Origin of the sequence: Ramlibacter sp., assembly GCF_041916345.1 — a bacterium.
Classification (GTDB): domain Bacteria; phylum Pseudomonadota; class Gammaproteobacteria; order Burkholderiales; family Burkholderiaceae_C; genus Ramlibacter.
On record NZ_JAYRZR010000016.1, the window covers coordinates 1 to 18,077 of the forward strand.

Below are 18,077 nucleotides of genomic sequence, written 5' to 3' on the forward strand. Positions count from 1 at the left end.
CCATCGCGGCCATCCGCCACCTGTATGAGCGCGGCCTGAAGCAGGGCGTGTTCCGCCCCGGGCTGGACCCGGTGGACATCCATGCGTCCATCTCGGCGCTGAGCTTCTTCAACGTGTCGAACCGGCACACCTTCGGGCTCATCTTCAAGCTCGACACCACCTCGCCCGCGTACATCGCGCATCGGCGCGACAACGTGATCGAGATGGTGGTCCGGTTCATGAAGAAGTAGCTGGGATTGCGCTGGCGCTCCAGCCCAGCCTACGAATACCGACGGACCCTGGCTGGCTTGCCCAACCCCGTACTTTCCCCAATCGTAAAACTAACCAGTCCGTACAAAATGCGGATCCAGGAGACCTGATGTGGCGCAACGACTCTTGGACGCGATCTTCCGGCTGTTCCAGTTCCTGATGGTGCTGGCGCTGGCCGGCATGGTGCTCATGGTGTTCGGCAACGTGGTGCTGCGCTACGGCTTCAACTCCGGCATCACCGTGTCGGAGGAGCTCTCCCGCTGGCTCTTCGTGTGGATGACCTTTCTCGGCGCGCTGGTCGCCATGCGCAACCACGGCCACCTGGGCACCGATGCGCTGGTGAGCCGTCTGCCGCCCGTGGGCAAGAAGATCTGCTTCGCGCTGGCGCATGTGCTCATGCTGTACGCCTGCTGGCTGCTGTTCCGCGGTGCGTGGCAGCAGACGGCCATCAACCTGGGCACCACCAGCGCGGTGATGGAGGTCTCCATGGCCTGGCTCTACGCGAGCGGCCTGCTGTTCTCGGTGATGGCGGCGCTGGTGCTGCTGCTCGAGCTGTGGCGCATGGTCACCGGCCAGCTCGCCGAGGCGGAGCTGATCGGCGTGCGCGAATCCGACGACATGCCCCACGGCGACCCGCACCCCGTGGACACGCCCCCGCGCAAGGACTGAGCCGATGACCATCGCCATCTTCCTCGGGGCGCTGCTGGGCGCCATGGCCCTCGGGGTGCCCATTGCCTTCTCGCTGCTGCTCACAGGCGCGGCGCTGATGTGGCACCTGAACATGTTCGACGCGCAGATCCTGGCGCAGAACGTGATCGAGGGCGCCAACAGCTTCCCGCTGCTGGCCGTGCCCTTCTTCATGCTGGCCGGCGAGATCATGAACGCGGGCGGCCTCTCGCGCCGCATCGTGAACTTCGCGATGACGCTCGTGGGGCACGTGCGCGGCGGCCTGGGCTACGTGGGCATCATGGCGGCCATCCTGATGGCGGCCCTGTCGGGCTCGGCGGTGGCCGACGCCGCTGCGCTGGCCGCCCTGCTGCTTCCGATGATGAACCGCGCCGGCTACGACACCGCTCGCTCGGCCGGCCTGCTGTCGGCCGCCAGCATCATCGCGCCCATCATCCCGCCTTCGATCGGCTTCGTGATCTTCGGCGTCGCGGCCAACGTGTCGATCTCCAAGCTGTTCATGGCCGGCATCGTGCCTGGCTTGATGCTCGGTGCCGCGCTGTGGCTCACCTGGTGGTGGCTGGTGCGCAAGGAGAAGATCCAGCCCGCGCCCCGCGCGACGCGCGCCGAGGTGCTGAGCGCGCTGAAGGACGCCACGTTTGCACTCGTGCTGCCCGTGATCGTGGTGGTGGGTCTCAAGTTCGGCGTGTTCACGCCGACGGAGGCCGCCGTGGTGGCCGCGGTGTATGCGCTGTTCGTCGCCACGGTCGTCTACCGCGAGCTGAAGCTCTCGCAGCTCTACGGCCTGTTCCTGGCCGCCGCGCAGACCACCGCCGTCATCATGTTCCTGGTCGCCGCCGCGATGGTGAGCGCCTGGATGATCACCGTGGCGAACCTGCCGGCGCAGCTGGTGGACCTGCTCAAGCCGCTGCTGGACAACCCCACGCTGCTGCTGATCGCCATCATGGTCATCACCATGCTGGTGGGCACGGCGATGGACATGACGCCCACCATCCTGATCCTCACGCCGGTGTTCATGCCGATCATCAAGGCCGCGGGCATCGACCCCGTGTACTTCGGCGTGCTGTTCATGATCAACAACGCCATCGGCCTCATCACCCCGCCGGTGGGCACGGTGCTCAGCACCGTGGCCGGTGTCGGCAAGGTCAGCATGGACGACGTCACCCGCGGCGTGTGGCCGTTCATGCTGGCGCAGTTCGCCGTGATGTTCCTGCTCGTCCTGTTCCCGAGCCTGGTGCTGGTGCCCGCGCGCTGGTTCTACGGCTGACGCCCTGTCCCTTTCTTCCCTCCCTTCATCCCCAGGAGACAACCCATGCAGCGCTTCTTCCTCAAGACCCTGGTCGCCGCCGTGGCCGTGGCCGCCTTCGGCGTGGCCCAGGCCCAGACCAGGACCATCAAGTTCGCCAACCAGAACGCCAAGGGCCACCCCATCGTGATGGGCATGGAGAAGTTCGCCGAGATCGTGGAGGCCAAGTCGGGCGGCAAGCTCAAGGTCAACGTGTTCCCCGGCGGCGCGCTGGGCAGCGACCAGGCCAACGTGTCCTCGCTGCAGGGCGGCACGCTGGAGATGGCGAGCATGAACTCCGGCATCTTCGCCAGCCTGGTGAAGGACTTCGCGATCTACGACTTCCCCTTCCTGTTCGGCAACCCGAAGGAGGCCGACATGGTGGTGGACGGCCCCTTCGGTCAGGGCCTGCACAAGAAGCTGGAGGAGAAAGGTCTGGTGGGCCTGGCCTACTACGAGCTGGGTTTCCGCAACCTCACCAACAGCAAGCGGCCCATCGCCAAGGTGGAAGACATCGCCGGCCTCAAGCTGCGCGTGATCCCGAACCCGATCAACGTGGACTGGGTGAAGGCCGTGGACGCCAACCCCACGCCGTTGCCCTTCCCGGAGCTGTACGCCGCGCTGGAGCAGAAGGCGGTGGACGGGCAGGAGAACCCGGTGGCCACCATCCGCGGTGCCAAGCTGTTCGAGGTGCAGAAGTTCCTGACGCTCACCAACCACCAGTACAACCCGCAATCGGTGGTGATCAGCAAGCGCTTCTGGGACACGCTGTCGGCCGACGAAAAGAAGATCCTGCAGGACGCCGCCGTCGAATCCGCGAAGTTCCAGCGTGAGCAGTCGCGCAGCGCCGCCGCCGGCATCCTCGACGAGCTGAAGAAGAGCGGCATGCAGGTGACGGAGCTGCCGGCCGCCGAGGTGGCCAAGCTGCGCGACAAGATGAAGCCCGTGATCGCCAAGCACACCGACAGCGTGGGTGACGCCACCGTGAAGGCCATGATGGCCGAGCTGGAGAAGGCGCGCCGCTGAAGCGCACCGTGACGCAACAGGCCCTGTCCCGGGCACCCGCTGCGGTGCCTGGCCTCCTGCCATGAACGCCCGCATCGCCAGCCCCCTGCAGATCGACGGCCACACCGAGCTGATTGCCCACCTCGGCTGGCCCACGCACGCCTTCAAGGCACCGATGATCTACAACCCGTACTTCGAGTCCATCGGGCTCAATGCGGTGGTGGTGCCCATGGGCTGCAAGCCCGAGGCCTTTGCGACGGTTCTGCGGGGGCTGTTCCAGCTGGAGAACATCCGCGGCGCGCTGATCACCATGCCGCACAAGGTGAGCGTGGTGGACCTGCTGGACGAGGTCACGCCGACCGCCCGCGTGGCCGGTGCCTGCAACGCGGTGCGGCGTGCGCCAGACGGCCGCCTGCAGGGCGACATGTTCGACGGCGAGGGCTTCGTGCGCGGCCTGCAGCGCAAGGGCCTCGCAGTGCAGGCCGCCCGCGCCCTGGTGGTGGGCTGCGGCGGCGTCGGCTCGGCCATTGCCGCTTCGCTCGCCGCGGCGGGCTGCGCGGAACTGCATCTGTTTGACGTGCAGGCGGCGTCGGCCGATGCGCTGGCCGGCCGCCTGGCCACGCACTTTCCCACGACGCGTGTGCACACCGGCGGGCGGGATCCCGCCGGCATGGACCTGGTGGTCAATGCCACGCCACTGGGCATGAACCCGGGCGATCCGCTGCCGGTGGACATGAGCCGGCTGGAGGCCCGCACCTTCGTGGGCGAGGTGGTGATGAAGGCGGAGCAGACCGCCTTTCTCGCGGAAGCGCAGGCCCGCGGCTGCCGGGTGCAGGTGGGCACGGACATGCTGTTCGAGATGATCCCGCCCTACCTGGCGTTCTTCGGCCTGCCGACCACCACCGCCGAGAACCTGCGTGCCGTGGCGCGGCTGCGCTATTGACCCACAAGGAGCGCGTGCATGAGCGATCTGCTGCTGCAACCCGATTCCCTGCGCGAGCCGCTGCAGGACGCCTGGAGCGACGAGCACAACCCGGCCGGCCTGGACGGCATCGAGTTCATCGAGTACGCCACCTCGCGCCCGCAGGCGCTGGGCCATGTGCTGGAGATGATGGGCTTCCGGCCGGTGGCGCGGCACCGCTCGCGTGAGGTGACGCTGTATCGCCAGGGCGAGCTGAACATCGTGGTGAATGCGCACCCGGTGGACGGCGAGCACACCGCGGCCGATGCGCGCCCGGCGTTGGCCGCCATTGCCCTGCGCGTGCGCGATGCGCGGGCCGCCTATCGCCACGTGCTGGAGCGCGGCGCCTGGGAGGTGCCCACCCACCCGGAGGCGATGGAGCTCAACATCCCCGCCATCCATGGCGTGGGCGGCAGCCGCATCTACTTCGTCGACCGCTGGCGCGACTTCTCCATCTACGACGTCGACTTCATCCCCATCCCCTCGGTGGACGCCCAGCCGCCGGCCGTGGCGGGCATCCACTTCTTCGGCATCGTGCAGTACATCGGCCTGGGCCGCACAGCGGATTGGACGGCCTTCTACCAGGCGCTGTTCGGCATCGTGCCGATCCCGGACGCGCAGCGCTACGGCATCCTGCCCGGCGGCACGCTGCTGCGCGCACCCGCGCGCGAGCCGGGCCACGGCTTCCTGCTGCAGCTGATCGAGCCGCAGTCCGATGACGCGGAAGACGACGAACGCTGGCAGCGCATCGGCCTGGGCGTGCCGGATGTGCTGGCCGCGGTGCGGGCCCTGCGCGCCCTGGGCATGGAGTTCGTGGAGACCGAGGCCGCGCACACCGAGCAGCGCGGCGCGCTCACGCGCACCTATCTCGGCAGCGTGGTGTTCGAGCTGGTGCACAGCCCGCGGTGAGGCGGCCATGACGCACCGCCGCAGCCTGCAGCAGGCCATTGCCGGTTTCGGCATGGACACCATCACCCTGGCCGGCCCGCTGGAGGCCAAGCTCGAGGCCATGGCCGAGGCCGGCTTCAGCCAGGTGATGCTCAAGGCCAACGATCTGGTGGGCCATCCGCAGGGCTGGCGTGCGGCGGTGAAGGCGGTGCACGCCAGTGGCCTGCGCGGCACCGGCTTCCAGGTGCTGCGCGACTTCGAAGGCCTCTCGGGCCACCTGCACCAGTACAAGGTGGACATTGCCAAGGCCATGCTGGAGATGTGCGCGGTGCTGGGCTGCAAGGTGCTGCTGGCCTGCTCGTCGACCTCCACCCATGCCAGTACCGACCCCGACCACCTGGCGCGCGACCTGCGCAAGCTGGCCATGCTGGCGCTGCCGCTGGGCATTCGCATCGCCTATGAGGGCTTGTCGTGGGGCCGCACGGTCAATGAGTTCACGACCTCATGGGACATCGTCACGCGTGCCGACTGCCCGAACCTCGGCATCGGCATCGACTCGTTCCACATCCTGGCCGCGAAGACGCCGCTGGCGGCCATGGACGACCTGGATGCCTCGCGCATCTTCCTCGTTCAGCTGTCCGACTTCATGTGGCAGGAGACGCGCACCTTCGAGGAGCGCATGGCCACCGCGCGCACCTTCCGCGTGTTTCCGGGCGAGGGCGTTCACACCCCGCAGCTGGTGGAGATGGTGCTGAAGCTGCGCGACCTGGGCTACGCCGGCGACTGGAGCTTCGAGGTCTTCAACGACGACTATGTGCAGATGCCGCTGCCCTTCGTGGCCGAGCGCGCGCGCCGCTCGGCGCTGTGGCTCGCCGAGGAAGTGCTGCGCACGGCGCAGCCGCTGCCGAACCAGCTGCGGCTGCGGGCGGTACGGGGGTAGGCGGGAACGCTGGGGTTGCGCTGCGCTTCACCCCAGCCTACGGGGAGGGTACGGGAAAGCACCGGAACTGGCGGGTTGTTCGTAGGCTGGCGGTGACCGAAGGGAACCCCAGCGATCCCCTCACCGCTGCCAGGGCAGCGACTGCCCCGCCGCATGCCCCACCGCCATCGGCGGTTCGATCTCCGCCAGCACCGGCTCCGGCGCATGCATCGGTTCGCCCTCTCGCTGATCCCCCAGCCGGAACCGCTGCAGCTGTTCCAGCAGCGCCTGCGCCTGGGCCTTCATCGCCTCGGTGGCCGCGGTGGCCTCTTCCACCAGCGACGCGTTCTGCTGCACCACCTGCTCCATGTGGACCACGGCGGTGTTCACCTGGCCGATGCCCTGGCTCTGCTCCTGGCTGGCGGCGGCGATCTCGGCGATGAGCGCGCTCACGCGCTGCACCGAGGCCACCACCTCGCGCATCGTCGCGCCGGCCTGATCCACCATCTTCGTGCCGGTCTCCACGCGGTTCACGGAGTCGGCGATCAGGGTCTTGATCTCCTTGGCGGCGGCTGCGCTGCGTTGCGCCAGCGTGCGCACCTCGCCTGCCACCACGGCGAAGCCGCGGCCCTGCTCGCCGGCGCGCGCGGCCTCCACCGCGGCATTGAGCGCGAGGATGTTGGTCTGGAAGGCGATGCCGTCGATCACGCCGATGATGTCGCCGATGCGGCCCGAGGCGGCGGAGATGTCGTGCATGGTGCTGACCACGCGGCCCACCACCTGACCGCCCTTCTGCGCGATGTCGGCGGCACCGGCGGCCAGTTCGCTGGCCTGCCGCGCGTTCTGCGCGTTCTGCGCCACGGTGGACGTGAGCTCCTCCATCGAGCTGGCCGTCTGCTCCAGCGTGCTCGCCTGCTCCTCGGTGCGCTGCGACAGATCGAGGTTGCCCTGCGCGATCTGCTCACTGGTGTCGGCTACCACGTGCGCGCCGCGCGCCACCTGCGCCACCAGCTCACGCAGGTTCTGCGTCATGCCCAGCAGGGCGCGTGACAGCTCCGCCGTCTCGTCCGAGCCGACCACGCGGATCTGCGCGGTGAGGTCGCCCTCGGCAATCCGCGCGGCCGTCTTGATGGCGGCATCCAGCGGCCGCACGATGGCACGGCTCACCGCCACCGCGATGCCCACCGAGGCCAGCACCGCCAGCGAGAGGATCACCAGCAGCAGCACCTGCCCTTGGCGGTAGCTGGCGGCGGCGCGGTCATAGCTCTCCTGCGCCAGCTTCTTCTCCAGGTCGCCCAGCGCATTGAGCGCCTGCAGCGTGGCCTGGTAGGTGTTGTCGGCATCGGCCATCAGCCCGCCCGCCGTGGCGGCACCGCCGCTCTTCTCCACCGCCTCGCGAACGCCATTGCGGTATTCACCCAGGTGCCCCAGCGCCTGCTCCAGCAAGGCCCGCTCCTGCGGGGCCAGGCTGGGCTGCGCCTTCATGCCGGTGAGGAAGCCGTGCACGTCGTCGATCTGGTCCGTGAGCGGCCCGGCCGTCGCCTTGATGCTCTCGTCACTGAGCGTGCCGCGCCAGGTGAACAGCCGGTAGATGCTGGCATGGGTGGCGCTCAGCCGCTGGGCGGTGCCCATCGCGGCCTCCACGCCGGACCGCCGGTTGGTGGTCAGCTCCTCCAGCGAAGCGGCCTGCCGCTCCAGCACCCCATAGGCCAGGGCGCCGAAGGCCAGCAGGCAGACGATGGCCACGGCGGGCGCGATGAGGATCTTGAGCCAGATTTTCATGGGGGGTCCGTGGGGCGGGCTGGGGCCAACGTGGAGCCACTGTAGCAAGGGGCGGACCACCGGGCGAGCGGGCCATCCCGGACAGGGATGGCTGAGTCCCGGCCAGAGGTAGGGAGGCCCCTACGCCGTCCCGCGCGGAACCGCACGCGCGCCCTGAACCTTGGCTGCCCGCCTGTCGAAGGTCCATAGTGGCAGCGCACCGGCCTGTGCAGCAAGTGCCACGTGCAGGCAGTCCGCGAAGTCGGCCGTTCCTTCGCGGTACAGCTGCAGCGCCACCTCGAGCGCCTGTTCGGATTCGAAGCGAAGCTCAGTGGTCGAAAGCAGGTTCGCAAGTACCGCCATGACGTCCTCCTTGTCGAAGCCGAAGCTGGCGCGCAGCACCCATCCCAGCTCCAGTGTCACGGTCACCGGCACGAAGAGCATCTGCCCGCTGGTGACGTGGTCCGCGATGAGCCGTCTGGCTGCGGCCAGCTGGCCGCTGTCATCCCGAACCACGTAGCGCACGAGCACATTGGTGTCGAGCGCGGCCATCAGCGACGCCAGGGGTTCATGTCATCGATGGCAGCCCGCTTGCCCTTGGGTGCCTTCAACATCCCCGCCAGGTCGAGGATGGACTTCGTCTTCGCGCGAACGATGATCGTGCCGTCGGGCATCACCGACCAGACGAGGCGGGTGCCCGGCTCGGCCAGCAGGCGCGCCCGGATATCCGAAGGCACCGTGGTCTGGCCCTTGGCGGTGATGGTGGACTCGGTCATGGGGCGCTCCTTACAATCCCCTTCATTGTAAGGCACGGTCGCCAGGCGGGGCAGTTCTGCCGACTGGGGCTGGTGGCTTGGTGGCCTGCCTCTTTAAAAGACCGACCCGTCGGTTTATGATGCGCGCAGGAGATCCCCATGCGCGTCCTGATCGTCTTCGCCCATCCCGAGCCGCATTCCTTCGGCCACGCCCTGCTGGACCGCGGGGTCGAGACGCTGCGCGGGCAGGGGCATGAGGTGCAGGTGTCGGACCTGTACGCCATGGGCTTCAACCCCGTGGCCAGCGGGGCGGACTTCACCGAGCGGCGCTTTCCCGACGCGCTGCAGTACGACCGCGAGCAGAAGCAGGCCTCGCAGAAGCACACCTTCGCACCCGACATCCAGGCCGAGCTGGACAAGCTGCTGTGGTGCGACCAGCTCATCCTGCAGTTCCCGTTGTGGTGGTTCTCGGTGCCGGCGATCCTGAAGGGCTGGATCGACCGCGTGTTCGTCAACGGCACGGTGTACGGCGCGGGCGGCCGGCGCTTCGACCGCGGGGGCCTGCAGGGGCGTCGCGCCATGCTCGCCATCACCACCGGCTGCGAGGCGCGGATGATGGCGCCCGATGGTCTGCTGGGCGAGCGAGACGTGATCCTCTGGCATCTGCACCATGGCGTGTTCGGCTATGTGGGCCTGCAGGTGCAGGCGCCCTTCATGGCCTGGAACATCCAGTACACCGATGCCGAGGCGCGGGCGGCTTACCTGGATGCCTACGCCGAACGCCTGCGCACGCTGGCGGATGCGCCGGTGCTGCCCATGCATCGGCTCGACGAGTTCGGTCCCAACTGGCGCCTGAAGCCGGAGGTGGCGCCGCGCACCGTGGGTCATCGGCATGTGGCCATCGGCCAGGCCACCGGGGAGGGCGCATGAAGCTCGCCCCCTGGAACGGCACCGACATCGCCTTGCTGCTGCAGCTGCAGGCGCAGGGCCCCGGCTGCTGGCGCAACGCATTTGGTGATCCCAACAAGAACGGCCGGGCCTATGGCGGCCAGTTGCTGGGCCAGGCCCTCATGGCCGGCCTGCTGGAAGCGCCGGCCGATCGCCCGCCTTCGATGATGCAGTTCCTGTTCCTGCAGGGCGCGCTGCACGACGAGCCGATCGACTTCACCGTCACGCCGCTGCAGGACGGCAAGCGATTCACCTCGCGCCATGTGCGCGGCGCGCAGGCGGGCGGGCGCATGGTGCTGGACGCGCAGGTCACCTGCGCCGCCGAACTGGCATCGCCCACGCACGAGCAGCCCTGTGCGGCCCCACCCGGGGAGCACGCGACGGATCTGCCCGCCATGCAGGATCTGCCGGCGGACTTGCTGCAGGGCATCGAGTCGCTGGGCGGCTACTCGCAGGACATGAAGGCGAGCGTGGATTTCCGCGTGCCCGACGCGCGGCGGCAGATCCTGGCGCTGGACCGCCAGCCGCGGCTGCGCTTCTGGTTGCGCGCGGCGTCCCCGCTGCCGAATGACCCGCGCGTGCACGCCGCTGCCTTCGCCTACCTCTCGGACTGGTGGACCAACTTCGCCAGCCTGGCGCTGCACCGTGCCGACCTGGGCGCCCGCCGTCTCTACATCGCCAGCCTCAACCACGCGATCTGGCTGCACCGCCCGCCGCGGGTGGACGAGTGGCTGCACTTCGATTGCGAGAGCCCGGGTTCCATGCGCGGCCGCGGGCTTTCCATCGGCCGCGTGCACGACGCGCAGGGGCGCCTCGTGGCCTCGGTCACGCAGGAGTGTCTGCTGGCCTACGCGGACTGAGCGGCTGCCTGTCCTTCGCGCTGCGCGGTCAGCCCGGCTGCGGCAGGCTATGCCACCAGATGCGTGCCTCGCTGCACAGGCCGTCGGCAAACGTGCCTTGCAGCACCCCATCCAGCACCATCCGCGGGAGTGGATCGCCCGGCTGGCGCGCGACGAGGCTGGTGCCCGTGGACCGCGCCCAGATCTGGAACAGCTCTTCCGAGGCGACCTGGTAGGTGACATGCCAGTGCGCGATGCCGGAGGCGCCCTGGTCCGCCAGCACCTCGAAGCGGACCCGCACGTCCTCCTGCAGCTGCACCCGCTTCCAGTAGTCCATCAAGGCCGCGGTGCCGCGCTGCACCTGGAACGGGGTGTTGTGGTACTGGCCGTCGGGGTGGAACAACGCGGCGAACTGCGACGGGTCGCGTTGTTGCCAGGCGGCCTGGTAGCCGAGCATGAAGGTGTGAATGTTCATGAGGTGCCTTCTTCGCGGACGTTGCCGGTGCGCCATTGTGAGGGCCCGGCACGGCCTGCCAGCCCGCACCCGGTAGCATCGCCCCATGGCCATCCAATGGTTCCCCGGACACATGCACCTCACGCGCAAGGCGATTGCCGAGCGGGTGAAGGACATCGACGTGGTCATCGAGGTGCTGGACGCACGGATGCCCGGTTCCAGCGCCAACCCGCTGCTGGCGGAGCTGACCGGGCACAAGCCCACGCTGAAGATCCTGAACAAGCAGGACATGGCCGACCCGGCGCGCACACAGGCCTGGCTGGCCCACTACAACGCCGTGCCCGGCACGCGCGCGCTGGCGCTGCAGGCCATCGACGCCGCGGCGGTGCAGCCGCTGGCCGCCGCCTGCCAGGCGCTGGCGCCTGGGCGCGGCGGCCTGGCCAAGCCGATGCGGGTGCTGATCTGCGGCGTGCCCAACGTCGGCAAGTCGACGCTGATCAATGCGCTCACCCGCAAGCGGCATGCGAAGACGGGCGATGAAGCCGGCGTGACCAAGCTGGAGCAGCGCATCACGCTGGCCGATGACTTCTACCTGTACGACACGCCCGGCCTTCTGTGGCCGCGCATCATCGTGGCCCGCAGCGGCTTCAACCTGGCCGCCTGCGGCGCCATCGGCCGCAACGCGTATGACGAAGAGCTGGTGGCGCTGGAGCTGCTGGGTTACCTGCGGCAGCACTATGCGGGCCTGCTGGAAGCGCGATTCAAGTTGAGCGGCGTGGCCGCGATGCGGGACGAGGACTTGCTGGAGGCCGTGGGCCGGCAGCGCGGCGCGCTGCTGGGCAAGGGCAGGGTTAACACCCAGAAGGCCGCGGAGATCGTGATCCAGGAGTTTCGGGGTATGACGCTGGGGCGGATCACGCTGGAGACCCCGGCGGAGTTTGCGCAGTGGATGGCCGAGGGTCAGGCGCTGGACGCAGAGCGGCTGGCCAAGAAGGCAGCGCGGGCCGGCAAGCGTCCGCAGCGGCAGGCGACCGACGGCGAGTGAGCGTGGGGCGCCGCCTGCGCGCCGAGACAGTGCGCGCGGCAGGCGCGACTACACCTGCTCGTCGGGCAATTGCACGGTGATGCCCTCCAGCGCTTCGGTCACCCGCAGCTGACAGCACAGGCGGCTGGTCGGCCGCAGGTCGGGCACGCCCTCCAGCATGAACACCTCGGTCTCGGAGCGGGGTGGCAGCAGCGCGGCATGGCCCTCGTCCACGTAGCCGTGGCAGGTGGCGCACGAGCAGGCGCCGCCGCAATCGCCCAGGATGCCGGGCACGCCGTTGTCCAGCGCCACCTGCATCAGGGTGCGGCCGATGGGGGCCTGCACGTTGTGCGTGTGGCCGGCGGGATCGATGAAGACGACGGTGGGCATGGCGCTCCAGAAATGGGTTCCGATCCGGCGTTGACATAGTCCGTCTCGTCGGACTATTATTGCATCACTTTCCGCCGGTCCACAACCGGTCCTCACCTGGGAGCCCAGACCCTTGAACGCCTGCCCCACCGAAGCGCCGCCCGTGCCCGTATCGGCGCCCATCGCCTTCCACAAGCTGGTGAAAGACAGCCACGTGCATGGCTCGCTGTACACCGATCCGGCGATCTGGAACGCCGAGCTGCGCCAGATCTGGGGCCGCACCTGGGTGTACGTCGGCCATGAGAGCGAGGTGCCCAACGCCAACGACTACGTCATGAAGTCCATTGGCCCCGAGCCGGTGATCATGACGCGCGGCAGGGATGGCCGCGTCCACCTGCTGCACAACCGCTGCCCGCACCGCGGCAACCGCGTGTGCATGACAGAGCAGGGCAACGCGCGCTCCTTCACCTGCCCGTACCACGGCTGGACCTTTGCGAACGACGGCGCGCTCAAGGGCTGGCCCTTCCCCTCGGGCTACGAGGGTGTGGACCGCTCCGAGTTGGGCCTGGGCCGCGTGGCCCGGGTGGACAGCTACCGCGGCTTCGTCTTCGGCTCCCTCGCGGCCGAGGGCCCGTCGCTGCAGGAGCACCTGGGCGCCGCGATGCGCTCCATCGACGCCCTGTGCGAGACCTCGCCGGAGGGCGAGGTGGAGATCACGGCCGGCTTCCTCAAGCACAAGGTACGCGCCAACTGGAAGTTCCTGGTCGAGAACGAGACGGATGGCTACCACCCCTCGTTCGTGCATGCCTCCATCTTCGAGGTGGCGCAAAGCGGCATCGGCAGCCTGTACAGCGCCGAGTCCACCGCAGTCTCTCGCGACTTCGGCAACGGCCATACCGAGAACGACCTGCGGCCGGAGTTCCGCAAGCGCGACCAGCCGCTCTCGTGGTTCGGCACCACGGCCGACAAGCTGCCCGAGTACGTGGCGAAGATGAACGCCGCCTACGGGGAAGAGAAGGCGCGCCGCATCCTCATCGACGGCACGCCGCACATCATGATCTTCCCCAACCTGTTCATCGCGGAGATCCAGATCTTCGTGATCCAGCCGGTGGCGGTGGATGAGACTATCCAGCACGTGACGGCGCTCCAGTTCAAGGGCGCGCCCGACCTGAACCGCCGCCTGCGCCAGCAGACCATGGGCTCGGTGGGGCCGGCCGGCTTCCTGCTGGCCGATGACGCCGAGATGTACGAGCGCACCCAGATGGGCGTGCAGATGCGCAACCCCGAGTGGCTGTTCCTCGGCCGCGGCAAGCACCGCGAGCGCCGCGACGAAGACGGCTTCCTGATCGGCGACAACACCGACGAGGTGCCCAGCCGCGGCATTTGGCGCCACTACCGCGCCCTGATGGAGGCCGCCTGATGCCCATGACCGCAGCCCAGCGCGAGACGCTGGAGGACGTGACGGCCTTCCTGGTGCGCGAGTCGCGCCTGGCCGACGAGCACGCCTATGACGACTGGGAAGCCCTGTGGGCCGACGACGGCGTCTACTGGGTGCCCGCCAACGGCGACGACATCGACCCCGAGCAGAAGATGTCGATCCTCTACGACAACCGCTCGCGCATCGCCCTGCGCATCCGCCAGTACCACACCGGCAAGCGGTTCAGCCAGACGCCGCAGTCGCGCCTGCGCCGGCTGGTCTCCAACATCGAGGTGCTGGCCGACGACGGGCGCGAGATCCGCGTGGCCGCCAACGTGCTGGTGTTCGAGTCGCACACGCGGGGGGATCAGCTCTGGGCCTCGCGCAATGAGTACCTGCTGCGCCGCCAGGCGGATGGCAGCCTGCGCATGGCGCTGAAGAAGGTCATGCTGGTGAACAACGCCAACGCGCTGTACTCCATGGCGTTCCTGATCTGATGGCCGCGCGCCTTACCTGAGGACCCCACGCATGACAACGGAGACAACCCCCCCCGAGGCGCTGGTCGCCACCGGCCTGGCCCTGCTGGACCTGCATGCCGATGGCGTGGCGCACATCCGCCTGAACCGGCCTGAGGCGTCCAATGGCCTCAACATCGAGCTGCTGAAGACCCTGCACGAGGTGATCATGCGCGTGCACGGCGACAAGCGCGTGCGGGCCGTGCTCATCACCGGCGAAGGGCGTCACTTCTGCGCCGGCGGTGACACGCACACCTTCCTGGCGCAGGGGGAGGATCTGCCGCACTACATCCGCGTGGCCACCGGCTACTTGCAGCTCGTGGCGGCGGGGCTCATCCGCCTGAACCCGCCGGTGGTGTCCGCGGTGCAGGGCTTTGCGGCCGGCGGCGGCGGCATGGGGCTGGTGTGTTCGTCGGATTTCGTGGTGGCCGGTGAGTCGACGAAGTTCCTGGCCGGCGCCACGCGCGTGGCCATGGTCCCCGATGCCGGCGTGTCCGTCACGTTGACGCAGCTGGTGGGCTTCCGCCGCGCGATGGAGATCCTGATGCTCAATCCGGTGATCGATGCGGCCGAGGCCAAGGCCATGGGCCTGGTCACGCGCGTGGTGCCGGATGCCCAGTTGATGGACGAGGCCTGGTCCCTGGCGCGCCAGCTCGCCAGCGGTGCCCCGCGCGCGCTGGCCAACACCAAGCGCCTGCTGTGGAACGGCATCGGCGCCGGCGTGGAAGCCGCCATGCCGGAGGAGAACAACACCCAGGCCGTGCTGTGCGGCACCCAGGACGCACTGGAGGGCCTGGCCGCGGTGATCGAGAAGCGCGCACCGCGCTTCACGGGGCGGTGATGGCCGGCGGCGCCAGGCGGCGAGCGCTGGTCACGGGTGGCGCCAGTGGCATCGGCGCGGCCATCGCGCGTCGGCTCGCGGCGGACGGCCTGCACGTGGTCGTGGCCGATCTGCAGGGTGATGCCGCACGCGAACTGGCCGCCACCATCGGCGGTACCGGGCTCGTGCTGGACGTGACGGACTACGACGCAGTCACCGCGGCCGCAGCTGCCCACGGCCCGTTCGCGGTGCTGGTCAACTGCGCCGGCATCGACCAGCACGCCTTCTTCACCCAGACCACGCCGGCGGATTGGCGGCGGCTGCTGTCGGTGAACCTCGACGCGGTGCTGAACACCACGCATGCCGTGCTGCCCGCCATGCAGGCAGCCGGCTGGGGGCGCATCGTCAACGTCGCTTCGGAGGCGGGTCGCCTCGGCTCGCGCGGGGGCGCGGTGTACGCAGCGGCCAAGGGCGGCGTGATCGCCTTCACGCGCTCCATCGCCCGCGAGAACGGCCGCAAGGGCATCACCGCCAACGTGGTGGCGCCGGGGCCGATCGACACGCCGCTGCTGCAGCAGGCCGTGGCGCAGGGCGGTGAGAAGCTGCTCGCGGCGATGACCGGCGCCACGCTCGCCGGGCGGCTGGGCACGTCGGATGAAGTCGCGGCCACGGTGGCTTTCCTTGCCTCCGAGCCGGCGGGCTACATCACTGGCGAAGTGCTGGGCGTCTCGGGCGGCATGGGGTGTGGGGCGTGAGCGCGTCGGCCACCACGCCTGCCGACGCCATCGCTTGCATCCGCGCGGTCTACGCCCGCTGGACGCGCGAGACGACCCTCGCGCAGATGCGCGCCGACTGGGACGCGCTGTTCGACCTGCCCGTCACCGCGCACCACGCCGCTGTCGACCTCGATGGCATCCCCAGCGAATGGATCACCGCGCCCGGCGCGCGCCAGGATGCCGCGATCCTCTACCTGCACGGTGGCGGCTTCCAGATCGGCTCGGTCGCCTCGCACCGGGAGCTGATGGCGCGCCTCTCCGCTGCCGCCGGCGTGCGCGTGCTCGGCATCGACTACCGCCTGGCACCGGAGCACCGTCATCCCGCCCAGGTGGAAGACGCCTGCCGCGCGCTGCGCTGGCTGCTGGCGCAAGGTCTCACGCCGGACCGCATCGCGCTGGCAGGGGATTCCGCCGGTGGCGGCCTCGCGCTCTCGGCGCTGCTGGCGATGCAGGCCGAGGGGCTGGCCAACTGGGCAGCCGCCACGCTGTTCTCTCCCTGGACCGACATGGCGCTCACTGGGGCCACCTACGGCGATGGCGCCGTGGACGATCCGTTGAACGCGCGCCCGATGCTGCAGGCCATGGCGCGTGCGCGCCTGGGCCGCGAGGCCGATCCGCTGCATCCGCTCGCCTCGCCGGTGCACGCCTCGATGACTGCGCTAGGCTGCCTGCCGCCACTGCTGGTGCAGGTGGGCGAGCGCGAGATCGTGCGCAGCGATGCGGCCGATCTCGTGGCCCGTGTGCAGGACGCCGGCGGCCGCGCGCAGCTGCAGGTGGCGCCCGGCCTCTTCCACGTGTACCAGCAGTTCCCCGGCCTGCCGGCGGCGCGCGACGCAGTGGAAGCCGCGGGCCGGTTCCTCGCCGGGCACCTGGGCGTGGCCGTGACTGGCACCCCTTCACGCATCACTTCCTCCGTCACAGAAGGACCTTCCTCATGATCGGCATCACCGCCCATGGCGGCTACATCCCGCGCCTGCGCCTGTCGCGCCAGGCAGCGGCGCAGGCCAACGCCTGGTATGCACCGCACTTCGCGGGGCGCAAGGGCACACGCGCCTTCGCCAACTGGGACGAAGACAGCATCACCCTGGCCGTGGCCGCCGCGCGCGACTGCCTTGGCCCTCGCGAGGACCGCAGCCACGTGCGCACCGTGTTCCTGGCTTCCGACACGCTGCCCTTCGCCGAGCGCCTGAATGCCGGCGTGGTGGCGGGCGCGCTCACGCTCGACGACGAGGTGGACGCGGTGGATCTGGGCGGCTCGCAGCGCGCCGCGCTCACCGCCGTGGCGCAGGCCGTGGCGCGCGTGCAGGCGGGCGGCGGCGACGTGCTGGTGCTGGCCGCCGACAACCGCCGCACCCGCGCCGCCAGCGCGCAGGAGCTGGACTACGGCGACGCTGCCGCGGCCCTGCTGATCGGCCGCGAGAACGTGATCGCGGAGTTCCTGGGCAGCGGCACGCTCTCGGTGGACTTCGTCGACCACTTCCGCGCCAGCGGGGAGGAGGTGGACTACCACTGGGAAGAGCGCTGGGTGCGCGACGAGGGCATCGCCAAGCTGGCGCCGCGCGCCATCGAGGCGGCGCTGAAGCAGGCGGGCGTGCCGCCCGCGCAGGTGGATCACTTCATCTTCCCGACCAGCTTCGCGAAGATGGATGCGCAGCTCGCCAAGGCCTGCGGCATCCGCGCCGAGGCGGTGGCAGACGCCCTGCTGGACCGCGTGGGCGATAGCGGCCTGCCGCATGGCCTGCTGCTGCTGTCGCACGTGCTGGAGCGCGCCGAGCCGGGCCAGGTGATCGTGGTGGCGCAGTTCGGCAGCGGCGCGCAGGCGCTGGTGTTCCGCGTCACCGAGGCGATCCGCGGCTTCCGGCCCGCGCGCGGCGTCAGCGCTTGGCTCGCGCGCGGTGTCGAGGAGCGGCACTACACGAGGTTCCTCGCGTTCAAGGGCCAGCTCGCCCTGGAGCGCGGCATGCGCGGCGAGCAGGACAAGAAGACCGCGTTGTCCACCGCCTGGCGCCATCGCTCGGCGCTGCTGGGCTTGGTGGCGGGCCGTTGCGAGGTGACGGGCAGCGTGCACTTCCCGCCCTCGCGCCTGTCCTACGACCCCGGCCAGCCGCGGCTGGACACCCAGAAGCCCTGGAAGCTGGCCGACCGCGCGGCGCGCGTGCTGAGCTGGTCCGCCGAGTACCTCTCGTACCACCCCTCGCCGCCGCACCACTACGGGCAGATCGATTTCGAGGGTGGCGGCCGCATCCTGATGGATTTCACCGATCTCGAAGTGGGCGAGGTCGACACCGGCTGCGCGATGGAGATGGTGTTCCGCATCAAGGACACCGACGAGCGCCGCGGCTTCACCCGCTATTTCTGGAAGGCGACGCCGGTGCGCGCCGCCACCCCCAACCCCTGAAGGAGCG

20 protein-coding genes and 1 pseudogene are annotated in these 18,077 nt (G+C 69.5%); 16 read left to right on the forward strand and 5 right to left on the reverse strand.

Annotation, left to right across the window (positions count from 1 at the left end; genetic code table 11):
• The 7 genes and pseudogenes from ACE3T5_RS06745 to ACE3T5_RS06775 all read left to right on the forward strand — a co-directional run.
• Positions 1 to 230: pseudogene (locus ACE3T5_RS06745) on the forward strand (TetR/AcrR family transcriptional regulator); the annotation flags it as partial.
• A gap of 130 nt (positions 231 to 360) precedes the next feature.
• Positions 361 to 918: a TRAP transporter small permease gene (locus ACE3T5_RS06750; RefSeq protein ID WP_374665780.1), complete on the forward strand. Its 558-nt coding sequence runs from the start codon at positions 361 to 363 to the stop codon at positions 916 to 918.
• Positions 919 to 922: 4 nt separating this feature from the next.
• Positions 923 to 2,203 (forward strand): TRAP transporter large permease subunit, encoded by a 1,281-nt coding sequence (locus ACE3T5_RS06755; protein WP_374665782.1) that lies wholly within the window; start codon positions 923 to 925, stop codon positions 2,201 to 2,203.
• Between the two features lie 45 nt (positions 2,204 to 2,248).
• Positions 2,249 to 3,247 (forward strand): TRAP transporter substrate-binding protein, encoded by a 999-nt coding sequence (locus ACE3T5_RS06760; protein ID WP_374665784.1) that lies wholly within the window; start codon positions 2,249 to 2,251, stop codon positions 3,245 to 3,247.
• 61 nt (positions 3,248 to 3,308) lie between these two features.
• On the forward strand, positions 3,309 to 4,169 hold the full coding sequence (locus tag ACE3T5_RS06765; protein ID WP_374665786.1) for a shikimate dehydrogenase: 861 nt from the start codon (positions 3,309 to 3,311) through the stop codon (positions 4,167 to 4,169).
• Positions 4,170 to 4,187: 18 nt separating this feature from the next.
• Positions 4,188 to 5,096, forward strand: coding sequence for a 4-hydroxyphenylpyruvate dioxygenase (locus ACE3T5_RS06770; RefSeq protein WP_374665788.1), 909 nt, complete (start codon positions 4,188 to 4,190; stop codon positions 5,094 to 5,096).
• A gap of 7 nt (positions 5,097 to 5,103) precedes the next feature.
• The gene (locus ACE3T5_RS06775) at positions 5,104 to 6,015 is read left to right on the forward strand and encodes a sugar phosphate isomerase/epimerase family protein (protein WP_374665790.1); all 912 of its coding nucleotides are present in this window, start codon (positions 5,104 to 5,106) and stop codon (positions 6,013 to 6,015) included.
• Between the two features lie 120 nt (positions 6,016 to 6,135).
• Here ACE3T5_RS06775 and ACE3T5_RS06780 read toward each other — a convergent pair whose 3' ends face one another.
• The 3 genes from ACE3T5_RS06780 to ACE3T5_RS06790 form a co-directional block, all read right to left on the reverse strand.
• Positions 6,136 to 7,776 carry a methyl-accepting chemotaxis protein gene (locus tag ACE3T5_RS06780; protein WP_374665792.1) on the reverse strand — a complete coding sequence of 547 codons (1,641 nt, stop codon included), beginning with the start codon at positions 7,774 to 7,776 and terminating at the stop codon, positions 6,136 to 6,138.
• 120 nt (positions 7,777 to 7,896) lie between these two features.
• Positions 7,897 to 8,307 (reverse strand): PIN domain-containing protein, encoded by a 411-nt coding sequence (locus tag ACE3T5_RS06785; protein WP_374665794.1) that lies wholly within the window; start codon positions 8,305 to 8,307, stop codon positions 7,897 to 7,899.
• Positions 8,307 to 8,531 (reverse strand): AbrB/MazE/SpoVT family DNA-binding domain-containing protein, encoded by a 225-nt coding sequence (locus tag ACE3T5_RS06790; protein ID WP_374665796.1) that lies wholly within the window; start codon positions 8,529 to 8,531, stop codon positions 8,307 to 8,309. The genes ACE3T5_RS06785 and ACE3T5_RS06790 overlap by 1 nt, the downstream gene beginning before the upstream one ends.
• Before the next feature lie 138 nt (positions 8,532 to 8,669).
• Here ACE3T5_RS06790 and ACE3T5_RS06795 point away from each other — a divergent pair, with 138 nt between their 5' ends.
• Both ACE3T5_RS06795 and ACE3T5_RS06800 read left to right on the forward strand, forming a co-directional pair.
• A complete protein-coding gene (locus ACE3T5_RS06795; RefSeq protein ID WP_374665798.1) occupies positions 8,670 to 9,440 on the forward strand; it encodes an NAD(P)H-dependent oxidoreductase in 771 nt (256 codons plus the stop codon).
• Complete coding sequence (locus tag ACE3T5_RS06800; protein ID WP_374665800.1) at positions 9,437 to 10,318, forward strand: acyl-CoA thioesterase; 882 nt, start codon at positions 9,437 to 9,439, stop codon at positions 10,316 to 10,318. Before ACE3T5_RS06795 ends, ACE3T5_RS06800 begins: the two co-directional genes overlap by 4 nt.
• Positions 10,319 to 10,346: 28 nt before the next feature.
• Here ACE3T5_RS06800 and ACE3T5_RS06805 read toward each other — a convergent pair whose 3' ends face one another.
• Entirely contained in the window at positions 10,347 to 10,772 is a 426-nt protein-coding gene (locus ACE3T5_RS06805) for a nuclear transport factor 2 family protein (protein ID WP_374665802.1), read from the reverse strand.
• An 85-nt stretch (positions 10,773 to 10,857) separates the two neighbouring features.
• Between ACE3T5_RS06805 and ylqF the strand changes: the two genes are divergently transcribed.
• Complete coding sequence (ylqF, locus tag ACE3T5_RS06810) at positions 10,858 to 11,796, forward strand: ribosome biogenesis GTPase YlqF (protein WP_374665804.1); 939 nt, start codon at positions 10,858 to 10,860, stop codon at positions 11,794 to 11,796.
• A gap of 48 nt (positions 11,797 to 11,844) precedes the next feature.
• Here the strand turns inward: ylqF and ACE3T5_RS06815 are convergent, their stop codons facing one another.
• Positions 11,845 to 12,165, reverse strand: coding sequence for a 2Fe-2S iron-sulfur cluster-binding protein (locus tag ACE3T5_RS06815; protein WP_374665806.1), 321 nt, complete (start codon positions 12,163 to 12,165; stop codon positions 11,845 to 11,847).
• Between the two features lie 112 nt (positions 12,166 to 12,277).
• Here ACE3T5_RS06815 and ACE3T5_RS06820 point away from each other — a divergent pair, with 112 nt between their 5' ends.
• The 6 genes from ACE3T5_RS06820 to ACE3T5_RS06845 are packed head-to-tail and all read left to right on the forward strand — an operon-like array spanning position 12,278 to position 18,070.
• Positions 12,278 to 13,564 (forward strand): Rieske 2Fe-2S domain-containing protein, encoded by a 1,287-nt coding sequence (locus ACE3T5_RS06820; RefSeq protein ID WP_374665808.1) that lies wholly within the window; start codon positions 12,278 to 12,280, stop codon positions 13,562 to 13,564.
• Positions 13,564 to 14,058 (forward strand): aromatic-ring-hydroxylating dioxygenase subunit beta, encoded by a 495-nt coding sequence (locus ACE3T5_RS06825; RefSeq protein WP_374665810.1) that lies wholly within the window; start codon positions 13,564 to 13,566, stop codon positions 14,056 to 14,058. Before ACE3T5_RS06820 ends, ACE3T5_RS06825 begins: the two co-directional genes overlap by 1 nt.
• Before the next feature lie 31 nt (positions 14,059 to 14,089).
• Positions 14,090 to 14,917 (forward strand): enoyl-CoA hydratase/isomerase family protein, encoded by an 828-nt coding sequence (locus ACE3T5_RS06830; protein WP_374665812.1) that lies wholly within the window; start codon positions 14,090 to 14,092, stop codon positions 14,915 to 14,917.
• Entirely contained in the window at positions 14,917 to 15,651 is a 735-nt protein-coding gene (locus ACE3T5_RS06835; RefSeq protein ID WP_374665814.1) for an SDR family oxidoreductase, read from the forward strand. The genes ACE3T5_RS06830 and ACE3T5_RS06835 overlap by 1 nt, the downstream gene beginning before the upstream one ends.
• Positions 15,648 to 16,610: an alpha/beta hydrolase gene (locus ACE3T5_RS06840; RefSeq protein ID WP_374665816.1), complete on the forward strand. Its 963-nt coding sequence runs from the start codon at positions 15,648 to 15,650 to the stop codon at positions 16,608 to 16,610. Before ACE3T5_RS06835 ends, ACE3T5_RS06840 begins: the two co-directional genes overlap by 4 nt.
• Positions 16,607 to 18,070 carry a hydroxymethylglutaryl-CoA synthase family protein gene (locus tag ACE3T5_RS06845; RefSeq protein WP_374665818.1) on the forward strand — a complete coding sequence of 488 codons (1,464 nt, stop codon included), beginning with the start codon at positions 16,607 to 16,609 and terminating at the stop codon, positions 18,068 to 18,070. Before ACE3T5_RS06840 ends, ACE3T5_RS06845 begins: the two co-directional genes overlap by 4 nt.
• Positions 18,071 to 18,077 lie beyond the last annotated feature (7 nt).

Coding starts and splice junctions, on each gene's coding strand:
- ACE3T5_RS06755 (WP_374665782.1), top strand. CDS start 923: ATGACCATCGCCATCTTCCTCGGGGCGCTGCTGGGCGCCATGGCCCTC.
- ACE3T5_RS06760 (WP_374665784.1), top strand. CDS start 2,249: ATGCAGCGCTTCTTCCTCAAGACCCTGGTCGCCGCCGTGGCCGTGGCC.
- ACE3T5_RS06765 (WP_374665786.1), top strand. CDS start 3,309: ATGAACGCCCGCATCGCCAGCCCCCTGCAGATCGACGGCCACACCGAG.
- ACE3T5_RS06770 (WP_374665788.1), top strand. CDS start 4,188: ATGAGCGATCTGCTGCTGCAACCCGATTCCCTGCGCGAGCCGCTGCAG.
- ACE3T5_RS06775 (WP_374665790.1), top strand. CDS start 5,104: ATGACGCACCGCCGCAGCCTGCAGCAGGCCATTGCCGGTTTCGGCATG.
- ACE3T5_RS06780 (WP_374665792.1), bottom strand. CDS start 7,776: ATGAAAATCTGGCTCAAGATCCTCATCGCGCCCGCCGTGGCCATCGTC.
- ACE3T5_RS06785 (WP_374665794.1), bottom strand. CDS start 8,307: ATGGCCGCGCTCGACACCAATGTGCTCGTGCGCTACGTGGTTCGGGAT.
- ACE3T5_RS06790 (WP_374665796.1), bottom strand. CDS start 8,531: ATGACCGAGTCCACCATCACCGCCAAGGGCCAGACCACGGTGCCTTCG.
- ACE3T5_RS06795 (WP_374665798.1), top strand. CDS start 8,670: ATGCGCGTCCTGATCGTCTTCGCCCATCCCGAGCCGCATTCCTTCGGC.
- ACE3T5_RS06800 (WP_374665800.1), top strand. CDS start 9,437: ATGAAGCTCGCCCCCTGGAACGGCACCGACATCGCCTTGCTGCTGCAG.
- ACE3T5_RS06805 (WP_374665802.1), bottom strand. CDS start 10,772: ATGAACATTCACACCTTCATGCTCGGCTACCAGGCCGCCTGGCAACAA.
- ylqF (WP_374665804.1), top strand. CDS start 10,858: ATGGCCATCCAATGGTTCCCCGGACACATGCACCTCACGCGCAAGGCG.
- ACE3T5_RS06815 (WP_374665806.1), bottom strand. CDS start 12,165: ATGCCCACCGTCGTCTTCATCGATCCCGCCGGCCACACGCACAACGTG.
- ACE3T5_RS06825 (WP_374665810.1), top strand. CDS start 13,564: ATGCCCATGACCGCAGCCCAGCGCGAGACGCTGGAGGACGTGACGGCC.
- ACE3T5_RS06830 (WP_374665812.1), top strand. CDS start 14,090: ATGACAACGGAGACAACCCCCCCCGAGGCGCTGGTCGCCACCGGCCTG.
- ACE3T5_RS06835 (WP_374665814.1), top strand. CDS start 14,917: ATGGCCGGCGGCGCCAGGCGGCGAGCGCTGGTCACGGGTGGCGCCAGT.
- ACE3T5_RS06845 (WP_374665818.1), top strand. CDS start 16,607: ATGATCGGCATCACCGCCCATGGCGGCTACATCCCGCGCCTGCGCCTG.